This window comes from Nocardia neocaledoniensis (assembly GCF_003182135.1).
GTDB lineage: Bacteria > Actinomycetota > Actinomycetes > Mycobacteriales > Mycobacteriaceae > Nocardia > Nocardia neocaledoniensis.
On the sequence record NZ_QGTL01000004.1, the window covers coordinates 339,751 to 361,962 of the forward strand.

Annotated in this window: 16 protein-coding genes and 1 pseudogene; 10 read left to right on the top strand and 7 right to left on the bottom strand. The window is 70.0% G+C overall.

All coding sequences use genetic code 11. The annotated features are described in order from the left end of the window. Positions 1-376 precede the first annotated feature (376 nt). Complete coding sequence (locus DFR69_RS35205) at positions 377-3,571, bottom strand: FAD-binding and (Fe-S)-binding domain-containing protein (RefSeq protein ID WP_244198236.1); 3,195 nt, start codon at positions 3,569-3,571, stop codon at positions 377-379. A 159-nt stretch (positions 3,572-3,730) separates the two neighbouring features. On the opposite strand from DFR69_RS35205, the gene DFR69_RS13565 reads away from it, so the two are divergent. After that, entirely contained in the window at positions 3,731-5,611 is a 1,881-nt protein-coding gene (locus DFR69_RS13565) for an ABC transporter ATP-binding protein (protein ID WP_110037870.1), read from the top strand. A 20-nt stretch (positions 5,612-5,631) separates the two neighbouring features. On the opposite strand, the gene DFR69_RS13570 is transcribed toward DFR69_RS13565, so the two are convergent. Beyond that, positions 5,632-6,327 carry a GntR family transcriptional regulator gene (locus DFR69_RS13570; RefSeq protein WP_110037871.1) on the bottom strand — a complete coding sequence of 232 codons (696 nt, stop codon included), beginning with the start codon at positions 6,325-6,327 and terminating at the stop codon, positions 5,632-5,634. A gap of 242 nt (positions 6,328-6,569) precedes the next feature. Between DFR69_RS13570 and DFR69_RS13575 the strand changes: the two genes are divergently transcribed. From DFR69_RS13575 to DFR69_RS13605, 7 genes are all read left to right on the top strand, one after another. After that, positions 6,570-7,490 carry an ABC transporter permease gene (locus tag DFR69_RS13575; RefSeq protein WP_110037872.1) on the top strand — a complete coding sequence of 307 codons (921 nt, stop codon included), beginning with the start codon at positions 6,570-6,572 and terminating at the stop codon, positions 7,488-7,490. Beyond that, the gene (locus DFR69_RS13580) at positions 7,487-8,359 is read left to right on the top strand and encodes an ABC transporter permease (RefSeq protein WP_110037873.1); all 873 of its coding nucleotides are present in this window, start codon (positions 7,487-7,489) and stop codon (positions 8,357-8,359) included. Before DFR69_RS13575 ends, DFR69_RS13580 begins: the two co-directional genes overlap by 4 nt. Continuing rightward, a complete protein-coding gene (locus DFR69_RS35680; protein WP_110037874.1) occupies positions 8,356-9,357 on the top strand; it encodes an ABC transporter ATP-binding protein in 1,002 nt (333 codons plus the stop codon). The genes DFR69_RS13580 and DFR69_RS35680 overlap by 4 nt, the downstream gene beginning before the upstream one ends. Continuing rightward, positions 9,354-10,355, top strand: a complete 1,002-nt coding sequence (locus DFR69_RS35685) for an ABC transporter ATP-binding protein (protein WP_110037875.1) — start codon at positions 9,354-9,356, stop codon at positions 10,353-10,355. The genes DFR69_RS35680 and DFR69_RS35685 overlap by 4 nt, the downstream gene beginning before the upstream one ends. Beyond that, positions 10,352-11,881, top strand: coding sequence for an ABC transporter substrate-binding protein (locus DFR69_RS13595; protein ID WP_167456260.1), 1,530 nt, complete (start codon positions 10,352-10,354; stop codon positions 11,879-11,881). Before DFR69_RS35685 ends, DFR69_RS13595 begins: the two co-directional genes overlap by 4 nt. Positions 11,882-11,885: 4 nt before the next feature. Next, a complete protein-coding gene (locus DFR69_RS13600; protein WP_208643968.1) occupies positions 11,886-13,136 on the top strand; it encodes an amidohydrolase family protein in 1,251 nt (416 codons plus the stop codon). 98 nt (positions 13,137-13,234) lie between these two features. Further along, entirely contained in the window at positions 13,235-14,638 is a 1,404-nt protein-coding gene (locus tag DFR69_RS13605) for a chlorohydrolase family protein (RefSeq protein WP_110038275.1), read from the top strand. 6 nt (positions 14,639-14,644) lie between these two features. Here the strand turns inward: DFR69_RS13605 and DFR69_RS13610 are convergent, their stop codons facing one another. Together DFR69_RS13610 and DFR69_RS13615 are read right to left on the bottom strand one after the other, a co-directional pair. Beyond that, a complete protein-coding gene (locus tag DFR69_RS13610) occupies positions 14,645-15,640 on the bottom strand; it encodes an acrylyl-CoA reductase family protein (RefSeq protein WP_110037877.1) in 996 nt (331 codons plus the stop codon). A gap of 117 nt (positions 15,641-15,757) precedes the next feature. After that, positions 15,758-16,831, bottom strand: a complete 1,074-nt coding sequence (locus DFR69_RS13615; protein WP_110037878.1) for a DNA polymerase IV — start codon at positions 16,829-16,831, stop codon at positions 15,758-15,760. 146 nt (positions 16,832-16,977) lie between these two features. Between DFR69_RS13615 and DFR69_RS13620 the strand changes: the two are divergent. After that, positions 16,978-17,385: pseudogene (locus tag DFR69_RS13620) on the top strand (PaaI family thioesterase); the annotation flags it as partial. Between the two features lie 214 nt (positions 17,386-17,599). On the opposite strand, the gene lon reads toward DFR69_RS13620, so the two are convergent. Together lon and DFR69_RS13630 are read right to left on the bottom strand one after the other, a co-directional pair. After that, a complete protein-coding gene (gene lon / locus DFR69_RS13625) occupies positions 17,600-20,029 on the bottom strand; it encodes an endopeptidase La (protein ID WP_110037880.1) in 2,430 nt (809 codons plus the stop codon). A 95-nt stretch (positions 20,030-20,124) separates the two neighbouring features. Further along, positions 20,125-20,484 carry an Rv2640c family ArsR-like transcriptional regulator gene (locus tag DFR69_RS13630; protein WP_110037881.1) on the bottom strand — a complete coding sequence of 120 codons (360 nt, stop codon included), beginning with the start codon at positions 20,482-20,484 and terminating at the stop codon, positions 20,125-20,127. Between the two features lie 99 nt (positions 20,485-20,583). Between DFR69_RS13630 and DFR69_RS13635 the strand changes: the two genes are divergently transcribed. Beyond that, entirely contained in the window at positions 20,584-21,102 is a 519-nt protein-coding gene (locus DFR69_RS13635; RefSeq protein ID WP_110037882.1) for an ArsI/CadI family heavy metal resistance metalloenzyme, read from the top strand. Positions 21,103-21,160: 58 nt separating this feature from the next. On the opposite strand, the gene pgfA is transcribed toward DFR69_RS13635, so the two are convergent. After that, on the bottom strand, positions 21,161-22,210 hold the full coding sequence (pgfA, locus tag DFR69_RS13640) for a cell envelope lipid trafficking protein PgfA (RefSeq protein ID WP_244198237.1): 1,050 nt from the start codon (positions 22,208-22,210) through the stop codon (positions 21,161-21,163). Positions 22,211-22,212: the final 2 nt, after the last annotated feature.

The window sequence follows — 22,212 nt, forward strand, 5'->3', positions numbered from 1 at the left end:
CGCGGGAGGTAACCGATGATCACGAACGCAATCAACTGGCTGCTGGCGGCGTGGGGCAGCGGGTCCGCGGGCAGCTCGGGGTACCAGCTCGCGCCGGGGACCTTGCCGCACGGCAGCTGAGGATCGGCAGCCTCACACTGCCGGGAGCTGTGCGAGGGAGCCAAAGACACCGGCCGCGGCATAGCGCAGGGGACTGAGTCCATGCCCGCACTGCGCACCCGGACGGCGGGCCTGCTTCGCGCCGGCCAGCTGTGCCGAGCAGCCAAGACGCCGGCCGCGCCAGAGCGCTGGGGAGCTGAGTCCATACCTCGCTGCGCGCCCGGACGGCGGGCCTGCTCGCGCCGGCCAGCTGTGCCGCACTCGCGGCCCGGATTGTCTAGCCGCCCAGCATCGGGGGTTGGTGCGCACCGAGCAGGTACGTGGCCAAGGCGATGCCCTGGGTGCCCGCGAGCTGGGCGGCTTGTGTTCGGCAGGAGAAGCCGTCGGCGAGGAAGACCGCGCCTTCCGGTGCCGCGCGCAGGGCCGGGAGCAGGGCGTTCTCCGCGACCGCGACCGAGACTTCGTAGTGGCCGCGCTGCATGCCGAAGTTCCCGGCCAGCCCGCAGCACCCGGCCAGTTCCGCCACTGTGACGCCCATGGCCGCCAGCAGTTCACGTTCGGCCGCGAAGCCCCCGACGGCGTGTTGATGACAGTGCGGCTGCACGACGACGGTCTCCCCGTCTCGGCGAGGTGGCCGCCACCCGGGCTGGTCGAGCAGGAATTCGGCGAGCGTGCGCATCGACGCCGCGACGTCGGCGGATCGCGGATCGTCCGGGAGCAGTTCGGGCAGGTCGGCCCGCAGCGCCGCGGTGCAGGACGGTTCGAGGCCGACGATCACCCCACCCGCCGCGGCATGGTCGGCGACGGCGTCCAGCGTCGCGCGCAGCCGCTTGCGCGCGCCGTCGAGCTGGCCGGTGGTGATCCAGGTCAGACCGCAGCAGACGCGGCGTTCGGGGATCCGGACCCGATACCCGAGCTGTTCGATCAGGATCACCGCCGCCAGCGCGTTCTCCGGATCGAACGTGTCGGTGAACGAGTCGACCCACAACATCACGTCACCGGCGGTGGACGCGCTGCCGGCAGGTAAGGCGGCGGCTGTCGGAGTCGGCCTGGCCACATCGCGGCCCGCGGCCGGGCCGGGCTCGCGGCCCGGGACCGATGGGTCGAGCCGCCGAACTCCGGACTCAACCGTCGGCGCGACGGATCCAACCGCGGCCTCCACAGCCGCGCTCGCCGACGCGGGAGTGGGGGGCCGTCGACGATCGGCCCTTACCGGTGCGGAGGGTGGAGTGGCCGCCGCGCTCGCCACGGGAGCGGTCCCGAGTGCGGCATCGCCGGCGTGGGGCAGTCCGGAAGTTGCCGCGCAACCACTGGTTTCGGCCGCCGGCCACGCCGCCGGTGCGTTGTCACGGTGGCGTGACCTGTCGAGCGCCTTGGCGGCGGGTTCGGTGCGGTCGTTGCCGCCGAGGTCCCGCCAGAGGCGGCGGAAAGGGGTCGGGGCGAGGACGGGCGCGTCGCGGCGGGGGTCGATGTCCGCCGCGCGCATGGCCGGTTTGCGGAGTGTGGGGCGTGCGGCGAGCGCGTTGGCCAGGCGTGGAAACCGTTGGGCCACTGTGAGCCAGCGGGGGAGCTGACCGAGGACGTAGTGGTCCAGCGGGCGAAGACGGCCTCGGTAGCGGCGGTGAAGTGCCTCGGATTTGTAGGTCGCCATGTCGACGCCGGCCGGGCAGTCCGAGGCGCAGGCCTTGCAGGACAGGCACAGGTCGAGGGATTCCTCGACCGCCGGTGCGCGCCAATCGAGTTCGCCGCGCACCACTTCTTGCAGCACGCGGGCGCGACCGCGCGTGGTGTCCTTCTCGTCGGCCGTGGCCAGGTACGAGGGGCACATGAAGCCGCCCGCCGCGCGAGTGTCCGCGCGGCACTTGCCGATTCCTACACATCTGTGCACAGCTGTGGACAGATCGCCGGAGTCGTCCGCGAGCGCGAAGCCGTGGGCGGCGGGCAGCGGCCGCAGTCCCGCCACTCGCAGATCGGCGTCCACCGGATTCGGCGCGACCAGCACACCGGGATTGAGGATGTCGTCGGGATCGAACAGGGACTTGAAGCCGGCGAAGGCGGCCCGAGCGGCGGGGGAGTACATCACCTCCAGCAGTTCGGAGCGCGCCCTGCCGTCGCCGTGTTCGCCGGACAGCGAGCCACCGTGGCGCACAACGAGTTCAGCGGCGTCGAAGAGGAACGAACGGAATCGGCGCGGTGCGTCGGCGATCGGGAGATCCAGGCGCACATGGATGCAGCCGTCGCCGATGTGGCCGTAGAGGAGACCGTCGACACCGTATTCGTCGGTGAGCGCGTCGAATTCACGCAGATAGGCGCCGAGGCGCTCGGGCGGCACCGCCGCGTCCTCCCAGCCGGGCCACGCCGGTTGACCTTCCGGTGTCCGTCCCGCCAGGCCGGCTCCGTCGGCGCGGATCCGCCAGAGTGCCGCGGTGGCAACGGGATCGGTGACGATCAGGTAGTCGTCGGCGCCGGCTTCCCGGCACAGGCGCTCGGCGGACGCCAAGGCCTCGGCGGCACTGTCGCCCGCGGTCTCGACGAAAAGCCAACCGCGCCCACGCGGAAGCTCCGGCACGGTCCCCCGATGCGCGCGCACCCGGTCGACCAGTCCGGCGTCGATACCCTCGACGGCGATCGGCGCGCACCGCGTCACCGCGGCGACATCGTCTGCCGCCGTGGCGATATCGGGATAGCCGAGCACGGTGAGAACCGTCGCGCCCGGCAGGGGCGTGAGCTCGACCTCGGCCTCGAGCAGCAGACCGCAGGTTCCCTCCGTCCCGACGAAGGCGCGCGCGATAGACGAACCACGTTCCGGCAGCAGATGTTCCAGTCCGTATCCAGAGGCCTGCCGATCGAATCTGCCGAGTTCGGTGCGCAGAACGGCGAGGTTGGCCGTGGTGAACCCGGCCAGCCCGGGCACCGCGGCGAGATCGGCGCCGAGCAGGCGCTCGGTCCCGGTCCCGTCGACGACACGCAGCGACCGCACCGTATCGGAGGTCCGTCCCCAGGCCAGCGCGTGCGGACCGCAGGCGTTGTTGCCGATCATCCCGCCCAGCGTGCAGCGGTCCTGGGTGGACGGGTCGGGCCCGAAGCGCAGCCCCGAGGGCCGCAGCTGTCGTTGCAGGTCCGACAGCACGACACCGGGCTGGACCACCGCCGTGCGCGCCTGCGCGTCGACCGCCCGGACGGCTCGCATGTGCCTGCTGAAATCGAGCACGATCCCCGGGCCGACCGCATTGCCGGCCACCGAGGTGCCGCCACCGCGGGCGGTCACCGTCAGGCCGTTCTGCCTGGCGAAGGTCACCGTCGCCGCGACCTCGGAATCCTCGCGGGGGAACGCGACGACGGTGGGCCGGACGCGATAGTTGGAGGCGTCGGAGGAGTACTCCGCGCGGCGCCGCACCGACGCGTCGACCACGCAGGAGACCTGGGCCCGCAGGGCATCGGCCACCAGCTCCGCACTCCGGTTGTCGTCCACCGGACCAGCCTATTCGGCCCCGGTGGCCGAAATTCCCGACGTGGTTTCGCTGTCCGCTGAACGGGCGGTCGCCGGAAAGTATTTGCGATCAACCTTTGTTGAGGTTTTAGTGTCGGTGGCCAGGAGTTCGATGGGTGGGGAGCGAAGAGGAGTGCGGCAGTGAGTATCGAATCGGTGGCCTACAGCCAGATGTACCGGCGGGCGAACGCGCCGGAGGAGGAGCGGCCCTTCAGCCTGTCCACCGCGCGTCGCATCCTGCGCTTCGCCGAGGCCCACTGGCGCCGGATCTCTGCATTCCTGCTGCTCAGCGTCGTGGCCGCGGTGCTCGGCGTGGCGACGCCGGTGCTCGCGGGCCGGGTCGTCAACGACATCGTGGCGGGGTCGGCGCCGCGCACGGTCGTACTGCTCGCCCTGGCGATCGCGGGCCTGGCGGTGCTCGACGCGGGCCTCGGCATCGTGATCCGGTGGCTGTCCGCCCGGATCGGCGAGGGCCTCATCCTCGACCTGCGCACCGCCGTGTTCGACCACGTGCAGAAGATGCCGGTCGCGTTCTTCACCCGCACCAGGACCGGCGCCCTGGTGAGCAGGCTGAACAGTGATGTGATCGGCGCGCAGCGCGCCTTCAGTGACACCCTCTCCGGCGTGGTGACCAATATCGTCACCTTGGCGCTGACCTTGGCGGTGATGCTCAGCATCTCCTGGCAGATCACCCTGCTCGCGCTGGTCCTGCTCCCGGTCTTCGTGATCCCCGCACGTCGCGCGGGCAACCGCCTGGCCGCCATGCAGCGCGAGGCCGCGCAACTCAACGCCGCCATGAGCACCCAGATGACCGAGCGCTTCTCCGCGCCGGGCGCCACCTTGGTGAAGCTGTTCGGCAGGCCGAAGCAGGAGTCCGCGGAGTTCGCGGTGCGCGCCACCCGGGTTCGCGACATCGGCGTGCGCACGGCCATGCTGCAAACCACCTTCGTCACCTCGCTCACCCTGGTCTCCGCGCTGGCGCTGGCGCTCGTCTACGGCCTCGGCGGGTGGTACGCGCTGCGCGGCACGCTCGACGCCGGTTCGGTCGTCGCCCTGTCGCTGCTGCTGACCAGGCTCTACACCCCGCTCACCGCGCTGGCCAGCGCGCGGCTGGAGATCATGTCGGCGCTGGTGAGCTTCGAGCGGGTGTTCGAGGTGCTCGACCTGAAGCCGCTGATCGAGGACGCGCCCGACGCGACGGCGGTCCCCGACGGCCCGGTGGCGGTGGAGCTCGACGCGGTGAACTTCGGCTACCCCTCCGCCGACAAGGTCTCCCTCGCCTCGCTGGAAGACGTCGCGACGCTGGACAGCCGCGGCGGCGTGGAGGTGCTGCACGAGGTGTCGCTGCGGGCCGAGCCCGGTCAGCTCGTCGCCCTGGTCGGCTCCTCGGGTGCGGGTAAATCGACCATCGCCCAATTGGTTTCGCGGCTCTACGACGTGGACTCGGGCGCGGTCCGGCTCAACGGCGCCGATGTGCGCGAGCTGACCACCGAGTCGATCCAGCGCACCGTCGGCCTGGTCACCCAGGACGGGCACCTGTTCCACGACACGATCCGTGCGAACCTGCTGCTCGCCAGGCCCGAGGCGACCGAGGACGAACTGTGGGACGCGCTGGAACGGGCGCGCCTGCGCGAGCTGGTCGCCTCGCTCTCCGACGGCCTCGACACCGTGGTCGGCGAACGCGGCTACCGGCTCTCCGGTGGCGAACGGCAGCGGCTGACCATCGCGCGCCTGCTGCTCAAGCAGCCGCGCGTGGTGATCCTCGACGAGGCCACCGCCTCCTTGGACTCGACCTCCGAGGCCGCCGTCCAGGAGGCCCTCACCGAGGCGCTGCACGGTCGCACCGCGCTGGTGATCGCGCACCGGCTCTCCACCATCCGCGCGGCCGATCAGATCATCGTCCTCGAACAGGGCCGCATCGTGGAGCGCGGCACGCACGCCGACCTGCTCAACGCCGACGGCCGCTACGCCGAGTTGTACCGCACCCAGTTCGCCGACGACCCGGTCCCCACCGCCGCCTGAGCCCGGCGACGCCGGCCCGGCTACCGCGCCGGGTCGGCGTGCCGCAGCGCGGTGACGATCGCCAGGGTCGGCGCCCGGCCCGCCTCGGTGTGGCTGAGCATCGCGTACTCGGCCAGCCGTTCGTCGCCGGAGGAGATCGCCTCGATGAGGTGGCGGTGTTCGTCGCGCTGTTCCTCCGTGTCGCGATCGGCGGTGAGGAAGAACAGCCAGGCCATGCGCGCCAGAATGGTGCGCATCAACTGGCTGAGCAGGCTGTTGCCCGACAGTTCGACGATCGCGCCGTGCAGCCGCGCGTTCGTCTCGGCGATCCGCAGCGGGTCACGGGAATCGGTGGCCGCCTGCGCTTCTCGCAGCGCGGCCCGCAGCGGTGCGCTGTCGTGCCCCTGCCCGATCCGGGCGGCGGCCAGGCGCGCGGCCAGCGGTTCGAGGCCGATGCGCACGTCGAACAGTTCCTCGACCGCGGTGCGGTCCCACGACCGCACCACCGCGCTGCGCCGCGGCAGCGCGCTCACGATCCCGTCGAATTCGAGCAGCGCCAACGCCTCCCGCACCGGCAGCCGCGAACTGCCGAGCATGGCGGCGACCCGAGCCTCCGGTAATTTCTCGCCCTCCCGGTACACCCCGGTGATGATGTTGCGCCGCAGTTCGTCGTAGATGCGCCGGGTCTGGGAGGTGTCGTCCACGGCGTCCGCCGGGCGACCTTGGTCTCGGGCCACGGAGCTAGTCTACGAATATCACTTCGGTCGACCGTTGTCTCGCACAGCAGCTCTTCGTTCACGCCTGTCGACGACCGCGACGGAGCATCGAAGCGGCTGACGAAATGCCGGTTGACCATGAAAGATATATCTTTTCGGTCTTCGTGATCATTCACCGGACCGAAACGTACGGAACACAATAGGGATACACCCGACTCCAATTCTGTATACCGATTCTCCATCGGTCACAGAGAGGATGCGAGTTGGCCCGCTATCTGCTCCGCCGCTTCGCGCAGGCGGTGATCACCGTCTTCGCCGTCATCTCGCTGGCGTTTCTACTCGGTCGGCTGACCGGCAGCCCGGCCGCGTCGATGCTGCCCGAGACCGCCAGCGCGGCCGATATCGCGGCGCTCGACCACGAACTCGGCTTCGACAAGCCGCCGTTGACGCAATATCTCGACTATCTGCTCGGCATCCTGTCCGGCGATTTCGGGGACTCGTACCAGCAGACCGGAACGTCATCGATGTCGCTGGTACTGCGGCGACTGCCGGCTTCGCTGCAGCTCGGCGTCGCAGGCTTCGCGATCGGGCTCGCGCTGGCCTTCGCCGTGGTGCTCGCCATCCACCTCAGCGGCCGCTGGTCGTTGCGCGGCGTGGCGCTCGGCGTCGGCGCGGCCCGCCTCGCGGTGCCGGACTTCCTGTTCGGGCTGCTGCTGGTGCTGGTGTTCTCGGTGACGCTGGGCTGGCTCCCGTCGCTGGCCGGCGCCGATCCGCTCGCGATCGTGATGCCGGCGGTGACCATCGCGACCGCGCAGTTCGTCGTCTATTCCCGCCTGCTCGACAACTCCCTGATCGCCGAGAGCGCGCAGGACTACGTGCGCACCGCGTACGCGCGGGGTGAGCGCCGGTCGTCGGTGCTGATGCGTGAGGTGCTGCCCAACGCCTTGCTGCCGGTGCTCACGATCTCCGGCATCACGCTGGGTACTTTGCTCGGTGGCCTCGTCATCGTCGAGAACGTCTTCGCCTGGCCGGGATTGGGTCAGCTCATGCTCGACGCGGTGTTCAATCGCGACTTCCCGGTGGTCCAGTCCGGGCTGGTGGTGATCGCGACGATCTTCGTGGTCGTCAACTTCGGCATCGACGTCCTCTACGGCGTCATCGATCCGAGGGCGAGGGTCCGATGACCCGGCCCGGCACTGCGGCCACCGTCATGGGTATCACGATGATCCTGGCCGTCGTCCTGTTCTCCCTGCTCTACCCGCTGCTGCCCGGCTACGACCCGTACGCGCAGCAGCTCGCGGCCGCGTTCGTGCGGCCGTTCACCGACGGGCGCTACCCGCTCGGCACCGATTCGCTCGGGCGGGATCTGGCCAGCAGGCTGGCGCTGGCCGGGCGGATCACGCTCGGGCTGGTGCTGGTGATCGTGCTGGTCAACGCGGTGATCGGGATGGCCATCGGCACGGTGTCGGGGTACTTCCGTGGCGTCACCGACAACGTGCTGATGGGCGTCGCCGATATCCAGCTCGCGGTACCGATGACTCTGGTGATCATGGCCGTCTCGGCCATTCGCGGCCCGAGCACCGCGCTCATGGCCACGATCCTCGGCGTCACCTTCTGGGTCGGCTACGCCCGGGTGGCCCGCTCGGTGGCGCTCGGTCTGTCGGGCCGGGATTTCGTGATCGCGCCCAAGCTGCTCGGCGCGCGCTCGGGCTGGGTGATGCGCAAGCACGTCCTCGGCCATGTCACCGCGCCGGTGCTGATCCTGGCGACCGCTGATCTCGGCAACGTGCTGATCATGATCTCGTCGTTCGACTATCTCGGCCTCGGGGTGCAACCACCGACGCCGAGCTGGGGCCTGATGATCACCGACGGCCAGAAGTATCTGCGCCAAGCCCCGTATCTGACCATCGTCCCCGCCGTCGCCCTGCTGCTCGTGATCGGCGGAACCCTGTTGGCCAGCAGGAGATTCACCGATGAGGGCCAGGGTCTGCGCCGTGCCCGCCGGGCGTCGCGGACCGGTCGGGGCGCGCTCGCGAAGGAGGTCACGGCATGAGCGCGCTGCTGGAAATCACCGATCTCACCGTCGGCTACGAGACCGCGGCGGGGGAGCGGGTCGTGCTCGTCGATTCGGTGAGCCTGAGCCTGGCCGAGGGCGAAGTGCTCTGTCTCGTCGGCGAGTCCGGATCGGGCAAGTCGGTGACGATGCTCGCTGTGCTCGGCCTGCTGCCCGCACCGCTGGAGATCTTCTCGGGCAGTGTGCGTTTCCGCGGCGCCGAACTCGTCGGCGCCGACGACGAGACCCTGCGCCGCCTGCGTGGCGCCGAACTCGGCATGGTCTTCCAGGACCCGATGACCACCCTCAATCCCGTCCGCAGGGTGGGCGTGCAGATCGGGCGCGCGCTGGCCGTCCACCAGCGGCTGGACGCCAGGACACGGCGCGAACGGGTCGTCGAACTCCTTGCCGCCGTGGGGATTCCCCAGCCCGCCGAGCGGGCGCGCGCCTACCCGCACCAGTGGTCGGGCGGGATGCGTCAGCGCGCGGTGATCGCCATGGCCATGGCGAACGACCCGGCCGTCCTCGTCGCCGACGAGCCGACCACCGCCCTCGACGTGACCGTTCAAGCCCAGCTCATGGAGGTGCTGGCGCGGGCACGCGCCCGCAGCGGCGCCGCGATGGTGCTGATCACCCACGATCTGGGACTGGTCGCCCAGTACGCGGATCGGGTGGCGATCATGTACGCGGGCCGAGTCGTCGAGTCCGGCACCGTGTGGCAGATCTTCGACGACGCCACCCACCCGTACACCCGTGGCCTGCAACGCAGCCTGCTCGGGCAGTCGGGGTCCGCCCGCGCCTACGCCATTCCCGGATCGCCGCCGTCGCCGCGGCAACGGCCCCCGGGGTGCGGCTTCGCGCCGCGGTGCGAATTCGCCGGGAAGCGCGACGAATGCGCGACCGCCGCACCAATTCTCGTGCGGCTAGAGACCGGGCGCGCCGTGGCGTGTCCGCCCGCGGTCGAGGCCGCGCCGATCGAACAGGACCGTTCCGCATGACGACGATCGATGCGCCCGTGGACGAAGTCATCCGGGTCGAAGGGCTGGCGGTGAGCTTCACCAGCAGGCGCGGACTCTTCGGCACCCGCAGGCTCCGCGCGCTCGACGGCGTGAGTTTCGCGGTTCGCCGGGGCGAGACGTTCGGCCTGGTCGGCGAGTCGGGCGGTGGCAAGTCGACGCTGGTGCGCGCTCTGTTCGGCATCAACACCCCGAGCGCCGGCTCGGTGCGCATCCTCGGCCACGACCTGGCGACCCTGCGTCCCGGGGCCCGGCGCGCGCTGCGCAACCGGGTCCAGCTGGTGTTCCAGGACCCGTACTCCTCCCTCGATCCGCGCATGACCGCGCACGACATCGTGGCCGAACCGCTGCGCATCGCGGGCGGGTACCGGCACGAACGGGTGGTTGAGCTGCTCGAGCAGGTGGGACTGGGCCGGGACGCGTTGGCGCGCAAGCCCGCCGAGTTCTCCGGTGGGCAGCGGCAACGACTCGGCATCGCCAGGGCGCTCGCACCGCGACCCGAGGTGCTCGTCCTCGACGAACCGGTCTCGGCGCTGGACGCCTCGGTGCAGGCCCAGGTCATCAATCTGCTGCAGGACCTGCAGGCGGAGCTCGGCCTGTCGTACCTGTTCATCGCCCACGATCTCTCGGTGGTGCGGCACCTGTCCGACCGGATCGCGGTGATGCATCTGGGCAAGCTCGTCGAGATCGGCGCGACCGAGGACGTGTTCACCGCACCGGGACACCCGTACACCCGGGCCCTGATCGCCTCGGCCCCGGTGCCGGACCCGCATCAGCGCCGCCGTGACAGCGCCACGCTGGTGCGCGGCGAGCTTCCCGACGCCGCGAACCCGCCGACCGGCTGCACCTTCCGCACCAGATGCCCCCTCGCCACCGCCGAATGCGCCACGCGCGTACCGGAACTCGAACAACAGGGTCGCACCGACCATGTCGTGGCCTGCCTGCGTCCGCTCGCGGGCCCGCCGAAAGGAAACCGATGAAACCGATCACCCGCGGCCTGGCGACCGGACTCGCCGCCCTCGCCTGCGCCACCCTCACCCTGACCGCCTGTGCGCCCGCAGGCTCCGACACCGCGTCGCAGACGACGCTGGTGGTCGGCGCTGTCACCGAGCCGACCGATGTGCCCGACCCGATCAGCGACGGCTCGCTGGCCGGCTACAACTACTACTTCGCGACCTTCGACCAGCTCGCCCGGTTCGACAGCGAAGGGGTGATCGGGCCGAAACTGGCGACGAAGTGGGAGCACAACGCCGACTTCACCCAGTGGACCTTCACGATCCGCGACGACGTGAAGTTCCACAACGGCCAACCGCTGAAGCCCGCCGACGTCGCCTTCACCTACAACAAGATCAAGGCCACGCCGACCGGCGATCCGGCCACATACATGGAGATGTTCGAGTCCGCCGCGGTCGGGCCGGGCAACACCGTGGTGTTCAGCCTCAACGCCCCGTTCTCCGCGTGGCCGACGATCACCACCGGCGTCTCCATCGTGCCGGAATCGGTGTACACCGCACTCGGGTCGGCGGGCTTCGCCGCCGCGCCCGTCGGCTCCGGGCCGTTCGTCTTCGACCACTACACACGCGGCGTCGAATACGCCGTCAAGCGCAATCCGGACTACTGGGGTACGAAGGCGGCGGTCGAAGCCGTGACCTTCAAGACGGTGGCCGACGCCGACGCCAGGCTCAACGGTGTGCAGTCGGGCAGCCTCGACATCGCGCTGGTCGCGCCCAACCAGGTCGCGGCAGTCGAGGGGTCCAAGAGCGTGCACATCGAGTCGAGGGTCTCCAACGGTGTCACCTTCCTCGGCATGAATGCCACCGCGGGCCCACTGGCCGACCAGCGGGTCCGGGAGGCGATCGCGCTCTCGATCGATCGCGAGGGCATCGTGAAGACGCTGCTGGCCGGCCGCGCGACCGTCGCCAATCAGCTGGTCGCCCAGAACGTCGGCGGCTTCGACCCGAAATACCCCGCACCGGTGCGTGACACCACCAAGGCCAAGCAGTTGCTGGCCGCCGCGGGCTACCGCGGCGCGCCGATTCCGTTCCAGTACGCGACGAATGGGCGCATTCCGCTGAGTTCGGAGATCGCCCAGTCGATCCAGGCCAACCTTGCCGAGGTCGGCATCACCGTCACCCTGCAGGGCACCGATCAGAACAGCCTGTCGCAGATGATCTACACCAAGAAGTCGGCCGCGGGCATCTACCTCAACACCTACGCGCCCTCGACCATGGACGGTGACGCGCCGATCGCCTCGATGTTCGGCGGGCAGTGGAACGACTACGCCATGCTGCCGGAGACCCAAGCGCTGGTCGCCGAGACCAGGACCGTCGCCGGGCAGGCCAGGATCGATGTGTACCGCGAACTGTTCACCCTCAACGACACCAAGGCGCTGCTGATCGGCCTCTACACGCCCGACGCGAGCTATGCCGTCGATCCGGCGCTGCGCTGGCAGCCGCGCGCGGACGGCATGATCACCGTCGACGCGGCCACCTTCGGAACGGACTGAGTCCATGGGAGATTCGCTGCTGATCACCGAGGTGCGGCCATGGGGCGGCGATCCGGTGGACGTGCTCGTCGAGGACGGGGCGGTCGCCGCGGTGGCCGCGACCGGCGCATCGACGACGGCGGCGGAGCGGGTCGACGGTGCGGGCAGGCTGATCCTGCCCGCGCTGTCCGACGTGCACCTGCATCTGGATTCCAGTCGGCTCGGGCTGCCGTTCCGGGCGCAGACCGGGGAGCCGGGCCGGTGGGGCCGGATCATGAACGACCGGGAGCACTGGCGCGGCGCCGAACGCTCGGTGACCGAACGCGCGTCGTTCACGCTCGCCGTCGCGGTGGCCAACGGCGCCACCAGGATTCGCAGCCACGCGCAGGTGGACGCCGACACCGGATTGGCCAAGCTCGAGGGCGAACTCGCGGCGCGGGAGCGCTACGCCGACGTCTGCGATGTGGAGATCGTGGCGTTCCCGCAGGTGGGTATCCTGCTCGAGCCCGGCGTCGTCGACCTCATGGACGCGGCGCTCGCGGCCGGGGCCGACCTGGTCGGCGGGATGGACCCGTGTGAACTCGACCGCGATCCGGTCCGGCACCTCGACGCGGTCTTCGGCCTGGCCGAGAAGCACCAGGCCGGCGTCGACATCCATCTGCACGAGGCGGGCGAGCTCGGGCTGTTCACATTGTCGCTGATCGTCGAACGGGTGCGGGCCCTGGGGATGGCCGGGCAGGCCACCGTCTCGCACGCGCGGTGCCTGGCCAGCGGCCTGCCCGGGGTGCCGGGGGCGATCGAGCGACTCGCGGAGTACGACATCGCGCTGACGCACGCCGCGGGAGCGCAGGGCTGGGCGCTGCCCCTGCTCGACCTGGCGGCCGCGGGCGTGCGGGTCGGTGTCGGCATGGATGGTCAGCGGGACTACTGGTCGCCGTACGGTAACGGCGACATGCTCGACCGCGCCTGGCAACTCGCGTTCGTCAACGGATTCGGCTCGGATCAGCACGTGGAACACGCACTGGCCGTGGCGACCTGGGGTGGGGCGAGCGTGCTGGACCGGAGCCTGCGCCCGCTCGACCTCAGCGATACACATCCCGGGTTCGCCGTCGGTGATCCGGCGGAGTTCTTCCTCGTCGACGCGGTGAGCCCGGCCGCCGCCGTGATGGATCGGCCCGCCGCGCGCACCGTCATCCATCGGGGCGCCGTGGTTTCGGTCGACACCGCCATCGAGGGTTTCGAGATCCCCGGACGCTTCGGCAGGGAAGGGAGCTGACGGTGCGACGCGGTCTTCGCGCACGGCATGTGCTCGCGTATTCGTCCGAACTCACCGCGGGGGAACCCGGGGCCGCTCGCCCGGCCGGCGGACACGTCATGCTCACGGATGCCGAAGTGGTGGTGGAGGATTCGCGCATCGTGGCCGTCGGCCCACGGGGCGCGGAACCGGTCGACGACGTGATCGAGCTCGGGAACGTCCTGCTGCTGCCCGGGCTCGTCGACCTCGACGCGCTGTCCGACATCGACCACACGATCCTGGACTCGTGGCAGTCGCGCGAACTGGGCCTCGGCCTGCAGTGGTCGCGTGACTACGCCACGCATCGACGCCGGGCGGTCTTCGACGCCGGGGAACGCGCGTTCATTCGCGAGTACAGCTTCGTCCAGTTGCTGCTGCACGGAGTGACGACAGCGATGCCGATCGCGTCGGAGGTGCACAGCGACTGGGCCGAGACCTTCGACGACGCCGTCGCGATGGCCGAGGCGGCGCGGCGGCTCGGGCTGCGGGTGTACGTCGGCCCCGCCTATCGGTCGGGCGTGAACGTGGTCGACGCGGACGGCACACGATCCATCTACTGGAACGAGGAACTGGGCGAGGCCGGATTCGACGGTGCGGCAGAGTTTCTCGACTGGGCCGCCGGGCAGGATAGCGACCTCGTGCACGGCGCGCTGCTGCCCTGCCGGATCGAGACACTCTCCGAGGACCTGATGCGGCGCACTGCCGAGCTGGCCTCGGAGACCGGTGTGCTGGTCCGGCTGCACGCCCTCCAAGGGTTGCTCGAACGCCGGTTCATCCTGGAACGCTTCGGCGCGTCGCCGCTCGCGGTCCTGGCGCGCACCGGGCTGCTCGGACCGAACCTCCTGATTCCGCACGGCATCTACCTCGACGCCCATCCCCTGGTCGACGCGGACACCGACGACGACCTCGGCACGCTGGCCGCCTCGGGCGCCGCGATCGTGCACTGCCCGCTCACCTCCGGCCGGCACGCCTCGGCGCTGAACACCTTCGACCGCTACCGGCGGGCAGGTGTGCGGATCGCGCTCGGCACCGATTCCTTCCCCCCGGATCTGCTGCGCGGCATCGACATCGGGGTGACCATCGCCAAGGTCCTCACCCACCGGCTCGACGCGGCGACCTACGCCGACTACCTGACGGCGGCCACCCTCGGCGGCGCGGACGCGCTCGGCCGTTCCGACCTGGGCAGGCTCGCGGCCGGGGCGACCGCGGACCTGGTCGCCTTCCGTCTCGACGATCCCCGCGACGGGGTTCTCGACGACCCGGTCCGCACCCTGTGCATGAACAGCACCGCCCGCGCGGCCGACTTCGTCATGGTCGCCGGGCGGATCACGGTGCGGGACGGGGTGATTCCCGGTGTCGACCTGCCCGCGATGACCCGGCGCGCGCAGGCGCTGTTCGACCGGATGCGCGCGGCCTATTCCGAGCGCGACTACCTGCGCAGGCCCGCCGAGGAACTGTTCCCCCCGTCGTTCCCGGCGCGGTAGGCGCGCTCAGAACTCGCCGGCGACGCCGATCACCGTGCGGCCCGAATGCGTGCCGTCCTTGATCGAGCGCAGGACCTGCTCGACCTCGGTGATCGGGGCGAACGACTCGATCGTCGAGAGATGCTGGGGGCGAAGCTCTTTCCCGAGCGAGGACCAGATCTCGCGGCGCTTCTCGATCGGCAGGAAGACGGAGTCGATGCCGAGCAGGCTCACCCCGCGCAGGATGAACGGCAGGACGGTGGCGGGGAGTTCGGCGCCGCCGGTGAGGCCGCTGGCCGCGACGGCGCCGCCGTAGCCGATGGAGCTCAACACGTGGGCGAGCGAGGCGCCGCCGACACTGTCGACAGCCGAGGCCCACAGCGCCTTGTTCAGCGGGCGCGGCTTGGCGTCCGGGTCGAGCGGGAGGCGGCCGATGACCTCGTTCGCGCCGATCTCGGCGAGCAGGTCGCCCGCGTCGGTCTTGCCGGTCGAGGCGATGACCTCGAAGCCGAGGCCGGAGAGGATGTCGATCGCGATGGTGCCGACGCCGCCGGTCGCGCCGGTGACGAGCACCGCGCCGTCGTCCGGGGTCAGGCCGTTGTCGAGCAGGGCGCGCACGCTCATCGCCGCGGTGAAGCCGGCGGTGCCGATGGTCGCCGCGTCGCGCGTGTCGAGACCGTCCAAGCGCACGACCCATTCGGCGGGCACTTTGGCGTATTCTGCGAAGCCGCCGTTGCGCGAGACGCCGAGCTCGTAGCCGTGCGCCACGACCTGGTCGCCGGGCGCGAAATCCTCGGTCTCCGAGGCGACGACCTCGCCGGTGATGTCGATGCCGGGCACGATCGGATATTCGCGCACGACACCGCCGCGCGGAGTGATCGCGAGCAGATCCTTGTAGTTGGCGCTCGAGTAATGAACCTTGATCGTCACCTCCCCAGCGCCGAGGAAGTCCTCTCCGACCTGCTCACGAGCGAGCACGATCCCACCATCGGACTCACGGGCCACCATCGCGGAGTAATCCATGGCCCCGAGCATACGAGCCGCGCACCCCCGCAGACAGACCCTTCCACGCTGGACAAGTGATCACCACGCGCTGGTGGCGGGGCGCTCTCGGGCAATGCCGCCACCAGGGCGTGGTGATCAAGTGTCCAGGGGGAGGAGTTCGAGGCGGACGCCGAGGAGGCGGACGGGGCGGTCGAGGTCGAAGCGGTCGATGATGGTCAGGGCGGTGTCGACGATGGTGGGGACATCGTCGGTGGGCTGGGGGAGTTTCTTCTGTTTGCTGCGCGTGTAGAACGTCTTCGTGCGGACCGTGACCGACACCCTCGTACTCGTCCGGCCGTGCTCGCGCATCTCCTCGGCGACCTCGGTCGCTATTCTCGCGACCTCGTGGCGGATCTCGGCGGGATCGGTGAGGTCGCGAGGAAACGTCTCGGACTTGCTCCGGCCTATCGGGATTCGCTGGACCGTCGTGAGCTCGGTGTCGCCTTTGCCGTGGCCGAGGACCCAGAGATAGGGGCCTGTGTTCGGGCCGAACTCGGCGGCGAGTCGCTGCCGGTCGGCGGCCATGAGTTCGGCGACGGTGGTGATACCGAGCTCGGCCATGCGCTTGGCGATGCGGGCACCGACGCCCCAGAGCGCGTCGGTGGGGCGGTGGCCCATGAGCTCGGCCCAATTGGCGGCCGTGAGTTCGAAGATTCCCGCCGCCGCGCCCGGATCGTGCTCGGGTTCGGCGGAGGTTTTCCCGGTGCTCTTGGCGAAGCCGGTGGCAAGCTTGGCGGTGAGTTTGTTGTCGCCGATGCCGACCGAGCAGGTCAGGCCGAGGTCGACGACGGCGCGGCGGACCTCGGCGGCGAGCAGCCACGGGTCATCGTCGGTGGCGACGAAGGCCTCGTCCATGCCCCACACCTCCACGTCGCCGGCGACTCGGCCCAGCGTCGCCATGATCTCCTCGGACGCCTGTTCGTAGGCCGCCATGTCGACGGGCAGGAACACGCCGTCGGGGCATTTGCGCCGCGCCATCTTCAACGGCATCCCGGCCCGCACGCCGAACGCCCTGGCCGGATAGGACGCGCAGGTCACGACCTTGCGCGGCTGATCAGGGTCGCCCTCGCCGCCGACGATCACCGGCTGACCGCGCAGCTCGGGGCGGCGCCGGAATTCCACCGCCGCCTGGAACTGGTCGAGATCGACATGCAGGAGCCACTGGGGCACGGTTGCAGTATCACCCACGGCACCGACAACGCGCGGTCGCCACGGCGGCGGTGGTCGGCACTGGGGTGCTGGGCGTAACCCCCGGATGGCAATATCCGTAGCGCGCCAACCGATGTCACGACAGAGCTCGAAGAACGGAACACCCGATGCCGACCGAAGCCACCACCCTGGACCTCGACCTGGCCCGCCAGGTTCTCGCCGCCCAGCCGTTCGCGCGCCTCGTCGGCACCGAACTCACCGAGTTCGGCGAGGGCGGGGCGACCCTGGTCATCGAGATCCAGCCCGAACACGGCCAGCAGTTCGGTTTCGTCCACGGTGGCGTGCTCGCCTACGCGGCCGACAACGCGCTCACCTTCGCCGCGGGTACCGTCCTCGGGCCCAACGTCCTCACCGGCGGCTTCACCATCACCTACCTGCGCCCCGCCCAGGGCGAGCGGCTGCGCATCCACGCCACCGTGCTCGGCGCCACCCGCCGCCAGGCCGTGACGCACTGCGACGTCTACGCCGAGATCGACGGCGAGGAGCCGGTCCTGTGCGCGGTCGCGCAGGGCACGACTCGCCGCGTCGAGAAGGACCTCGAGCGGGCGGCCGCCGAGGCCGACACCGACGACACCGAGTTCGACGACGAGCAGGACGACCAGGACGATTTCGTCACCGACCAGCTCGCGATCGTCACACCCGCGCGCGAGGAGGCGCTGCCGCCGACCGTCAGCAGGTAAGGCGAACGGCCCGTGCGCGAGGTTCGCGCACGGGCCGTTCTCGTTCCACTCAGGCGCTGACGGCGAAGGAGCCGTCGGCCGCCGGTTCGGCGATCGGTTCGATGGCGTAGGCCAGGATGTCGGCCACGTCGGCGACCGGTCGCACGTCCAGCGCGGCCAGCACCTCGGCGGGCACCTCGTCGAGGTCAGCCTCGTTGCGTGCCGGGATGAACACCGTCTTCAAACCGGCGCGCTGGGCGGCGAGCAGCTTCTGCTTCACGCCACCGATCGGCAGCACCCGGCCGTTCAGCGTGACCTCGCCGGTCATGCCGACATCACCGCGCACCTGCCTGCCCAGCGCCAAGGAGACCAGGGCGGTCACCATGGTGACACCCGCCGACGGCCCGTCCTTGGGCACCGCACCCGCCGGGAAGTGGATGTGGATGTTGCGGTCGAGGACCTTCGGCTCGATGCCGATCTCCTCCAGGTGCGAGCGCACGTAGGTCAGCGCGATCTGCGCGGATTCCTTCATGACGTCGCCCAGCTGACCGGTCAGGGTCAGCGACCGCTCGCCCTCGGCGGCGTTGGCCTCGATGTAGAGCACATCGCCGCCCGCGCCGGTGACCGCGAGGCCCGTGGCCACACCGGGGACCGCGGTGCGTTCCACCGAGTCCGGGGTGAAGCGGGGACGACCCAGGTAGTCGGTCAGGTTGTCGACGTCGACGACCAGGCTCGCGAGCTGGCCCGCCGGCTGCGGGCCCGACTCGATGTCGATGACGTTGTCGTAGCCCAGTTCCGGCTCGTAGCCGAGCGTGCTCGACTCGCCGGAGTCACCGGTCACCAACCGGGTCGCCGCCTTGCGCAGGGCCTTCGCGACGAGTCGCTCCATCTGGCGCACGCCCGCCTCGCGGGTGTAGTTCGCCGCGATCTCGCGCAGGGCCGCGTCGGTGATCGACACCTCCTCGGTGGTCAGCGCGTTGCGTTCCAGCTGCCGCGGCACCAGGAAGTCGCGGGCGATGGCCACCTTGTCGGCCTCGGTGTACCCGTCGACGGTGATGAGCTCCATGCGGTCCAGCAGCGGACCGGGGATGGTGTCCATGACGTTGGCGGTCGCGATGAACAGGACGTTCGACAGGTCGAGGTCCAGATCCAGGTAGTGATCGCGGAAGGTGTGGTTCTGCGCCGGGTCGAGGACCTCGAGCAGCGCCGCGGCAGGGTCGCCCCGGAAATCGGAACCGACCTTGTCGATTTCGTCCAGCAGCACAACGGGATTCATCGATCCCGCCTCCTTGACCGCGCGCACGATCCGACCAGGCAGCGCGCCCACGTAGGTGCGACGGTGGCCACGGATCTCGGCCTCGTCCCGCACGCCGCCGAGCGCGACGCGAACGAACTTGCGGCCCAACGCCTTCGCGACCGACTCACCCAGCGAGGTCTTACCGACACCGGGCGGGCCGACGAGCACCATCACGGCACCGGAGCCACGTCCGCCGACAACCTCGAGTCCACGCGAGGCACGCCGGGCGCGCACCGCCAGGTACTCGACCATGCGGTCCTTGACCTCGTCCAGACCGTGGTGGTCGGCGTCGAGGACGGCGCGGGCGGCCGAGACATCGCTGCTGTCTTCGGTTGTCACCGTCCACGGCAGGTCGAGCACGGTGTCGAGCCAGGTGCGGATCCAGCCCGATTCCGGGCTCTGATCGCTGGCCCGCTCCAGCCTGCCGACCTCGCGCAGCGCCTCGGCGCGCACGTGCTCGGGCAGGTCGGCGTTCTCCACGCGGGTGCGGTAGTCGTCGGCGCCGTCGGGCTCGTCCTCGCCGAGTTCCTTGCGGATGGCGTTGAGCTGCTGGCGCAGCAGGAACTCGCGCTGACTCTTCTCCATGCCCTCGCGGACGTCTTCGGAGATCTTGTCGGTGACCTCGACCTCGGCGATGTGGTCCTTGATCCACTCGATCTGCTTGGTCAGCCGGGCGGTGACGTCCGGGGTCTCGAGCAGTTCCCGCTTCTGATCGTTGGACAGGTACGGCGCGTAACCCGCCGTGTCGGCGATCGCTTCGGGCTTGTCCAGCTGGTTGACGATGTCGATGATCTGCCAGGCCTCGCGCCGCTGCAGGACCGCGACGACCAGCTTCTTGTATTCGGCGGCCAGTTCGGTGGTGCGTTCGTCGGGCGCGGCGTCCTCGACGGGTTCGGCCTCGACCCACAGCGCGGCACCCGGTCCGGTGACTCCATGGCCGATCCGCGCCCTGCGCTCGGCCTTCAGGACGGCGGCGGGCGCACCGCCGCGCATCCGCCCGACCTGCTCGATCGTGGCCACGACGCCGTAGGAGGCATAGCCCTCGTCGAGCCGGGGCGCGACCAGCACAGCACCGGTCTTCCCGGCCTGCGCGGCGTCGATGGCGGCCTGCGCGGATTCGTCCAATTCGATGGGCACGACCATGCCCGGCAGCACGATCGGATCGGTCAGGAACAGCACCGGCAGGTTCTGAGCTGTAGTCATAACGACCCTTCCAAAGTTGAGCTTTGCTGACTCAACCCAGCACCCCACCCGTTTGTTCCGACCGTGTGCCCCCGTTCACTGACGGCGAACGGACCTCAGGAGCAGCAATTGGGATCGAGGACGGTGCACAGGGCGGAGAGGGCGTCGCGGCGGGCGCGGTGGATGGTGTTCATGCCGCGGCGTTCGGAGTCGACGAGGCCTGCCTTGCGGAGCTGGCCGAGGTGGTGGGAGACGGTGGATTCGCTCAGGCCCACCGCGGCGGCGAGGTCGCCGCCGTTCTCCTCGCCGAGCGGGCTGGTCAGCAGCAGGGACAGCAGCTTCACCCTGGCGGGGTCGGCGATCGCCTTGAGCCGCAGGGCGACTTCGAGCGCGGCGGCGTCGTCGACCGGGGCCGCGGCCACCGGTGCGCAGCAGACGGGGGCGGACATGTCGATCACGGGCAGCGCCTTGGGCATGCGATCGACTCTACCGAGAGTATTGACATATGTCGAAAAGGTCAGCAGACTCAGCGGCAGAAGTTCTTCGATATATGTCTCACAAGTGGAGGTCATCTCATGTCTCGCCTGCAACTCGCCCTCAACGTCGACGACCTCGACACCGCCGTGCGCTTCTACTCCACCCTGTTCGCCACCGAGCCGGCCAAGCGCAAGCCCGGCTACGCCAACTTCGCCATCGCCGAACCGCCGCTCAAGCTCGTCCTCATCGAGAACGCGGGCAAGGGCGGCAGCCTGAACCACCTCGGCGTCGAGGTCGAGACCTCCGAACAGGTCCACGCCGAGATCGCCCGGCTCTCCGAGGCGGGACTGTTCACCGAGGAGCAGATCGCCACCACCTGTTGCTTCGCCACCCAGGACAAGGTCTGGGTCACCGGCCCGGGCGAGGAGCGGTGGGAGGTCTACACCGTCCTCGCCGACAGCGAAACCTTCGGTACCGCACCAGAACTCGCACAGAGCGACGCCGAAGCCGTGGACGCCTGCTGCGGCACGGCCGCCGAGGCCGCGGCCGAGAACGCCTGCTGCGGTAGCGAAGCCAAGCAGAAGGCCGTCGCCGCGGGCGCGAGCTGCTGCGGCTGAAACGAGCCAGGCCTCCCCGGAACGAGTCCGGGGAGGCCTGGTCGTGCAGGGGGACAACCTACAGGTTCGAGGGGCGAATCCGCTGGGTCGGCGGGTCGATGACGCGACCGCCGCTGCTCATCACACCGAGGACCGCGCCGGCGATCAGCAGGATCGCGGCGAGGATGCCCAGGATGATGGGCAGGGTCTTGCCGAAGAGGTCGAGCTTGTCGAGGCTCTCCTGGGTGACCGCCATCTGGGCGTCGATGGTCTCCTGGTCGAAGACCAGGTGCGCCTTGAGCGCGGAGACGTCGACCTGCTCGGCGCTGCGGCCGTAGTACAGGTGCAGCTGCTCGCCACCCTTGATGACCGCGCCGGTCCGCGGCTCCACCCACAGCTCACGGACGTTGGTGTAGAAGCGGTACATGGTCACCTCGCCGTCACCCTCGAGGCCCCACTTGGCCGCGGGCAGGGTCAGCTTGCTGGTCGCGGTGGGCGCGACGTCGTTGAGGTTGGTGACCGGGATGCTCTGCTTGAAGTAGTACACCGGCATCCCGTCGATCTGGGTCTCCTCGACGAAGTCGATCGGGTGGGTGGCGCGGGCGTTCAGGTCGAAGTACGGGTACGACTTCTTCTCCGTGCCGATCGGGAACCGGTACTGCAGGCCCTCACGGCTCGTCGCGTCGGCCACCGAGGCGCCGGACTTGTCGACGTTGATGGCGATGGAGCCGTTGGGCGAGGTCGCCACCGGCGCGCCGGTGAACCGGTCGATGGTCACCCGGTCGACCTTGGCGTCGAGCACGCCGGCGTCGCCGTCGCGATCGTCGCGGCGCAGGGTCTGGCCGGCCTGGACGGTCATCTGGTCGGCGTCCGAGGGCTCCTCGACCGTGAGGAAGCGCTGCGAGGAGACGGCGACCTTGTCCACCTTGGCCGAGCCCTCGGGCGAGACCAGCGACTTCGAGTCGAGCACCATGCTCTCCTCGCCGGGCACGCTCTTGGCGACGGTGGTGATACGCAGGTCGAGCGGGGTCTTGGCGACCTTGTCGACGGTGTAGGTGGGGATCATGACAGCGGCGGCGAGCAGCAGCGCGCCGAGTCCGACGAGGATGCAGGCGATGGTCCTGCGCATGT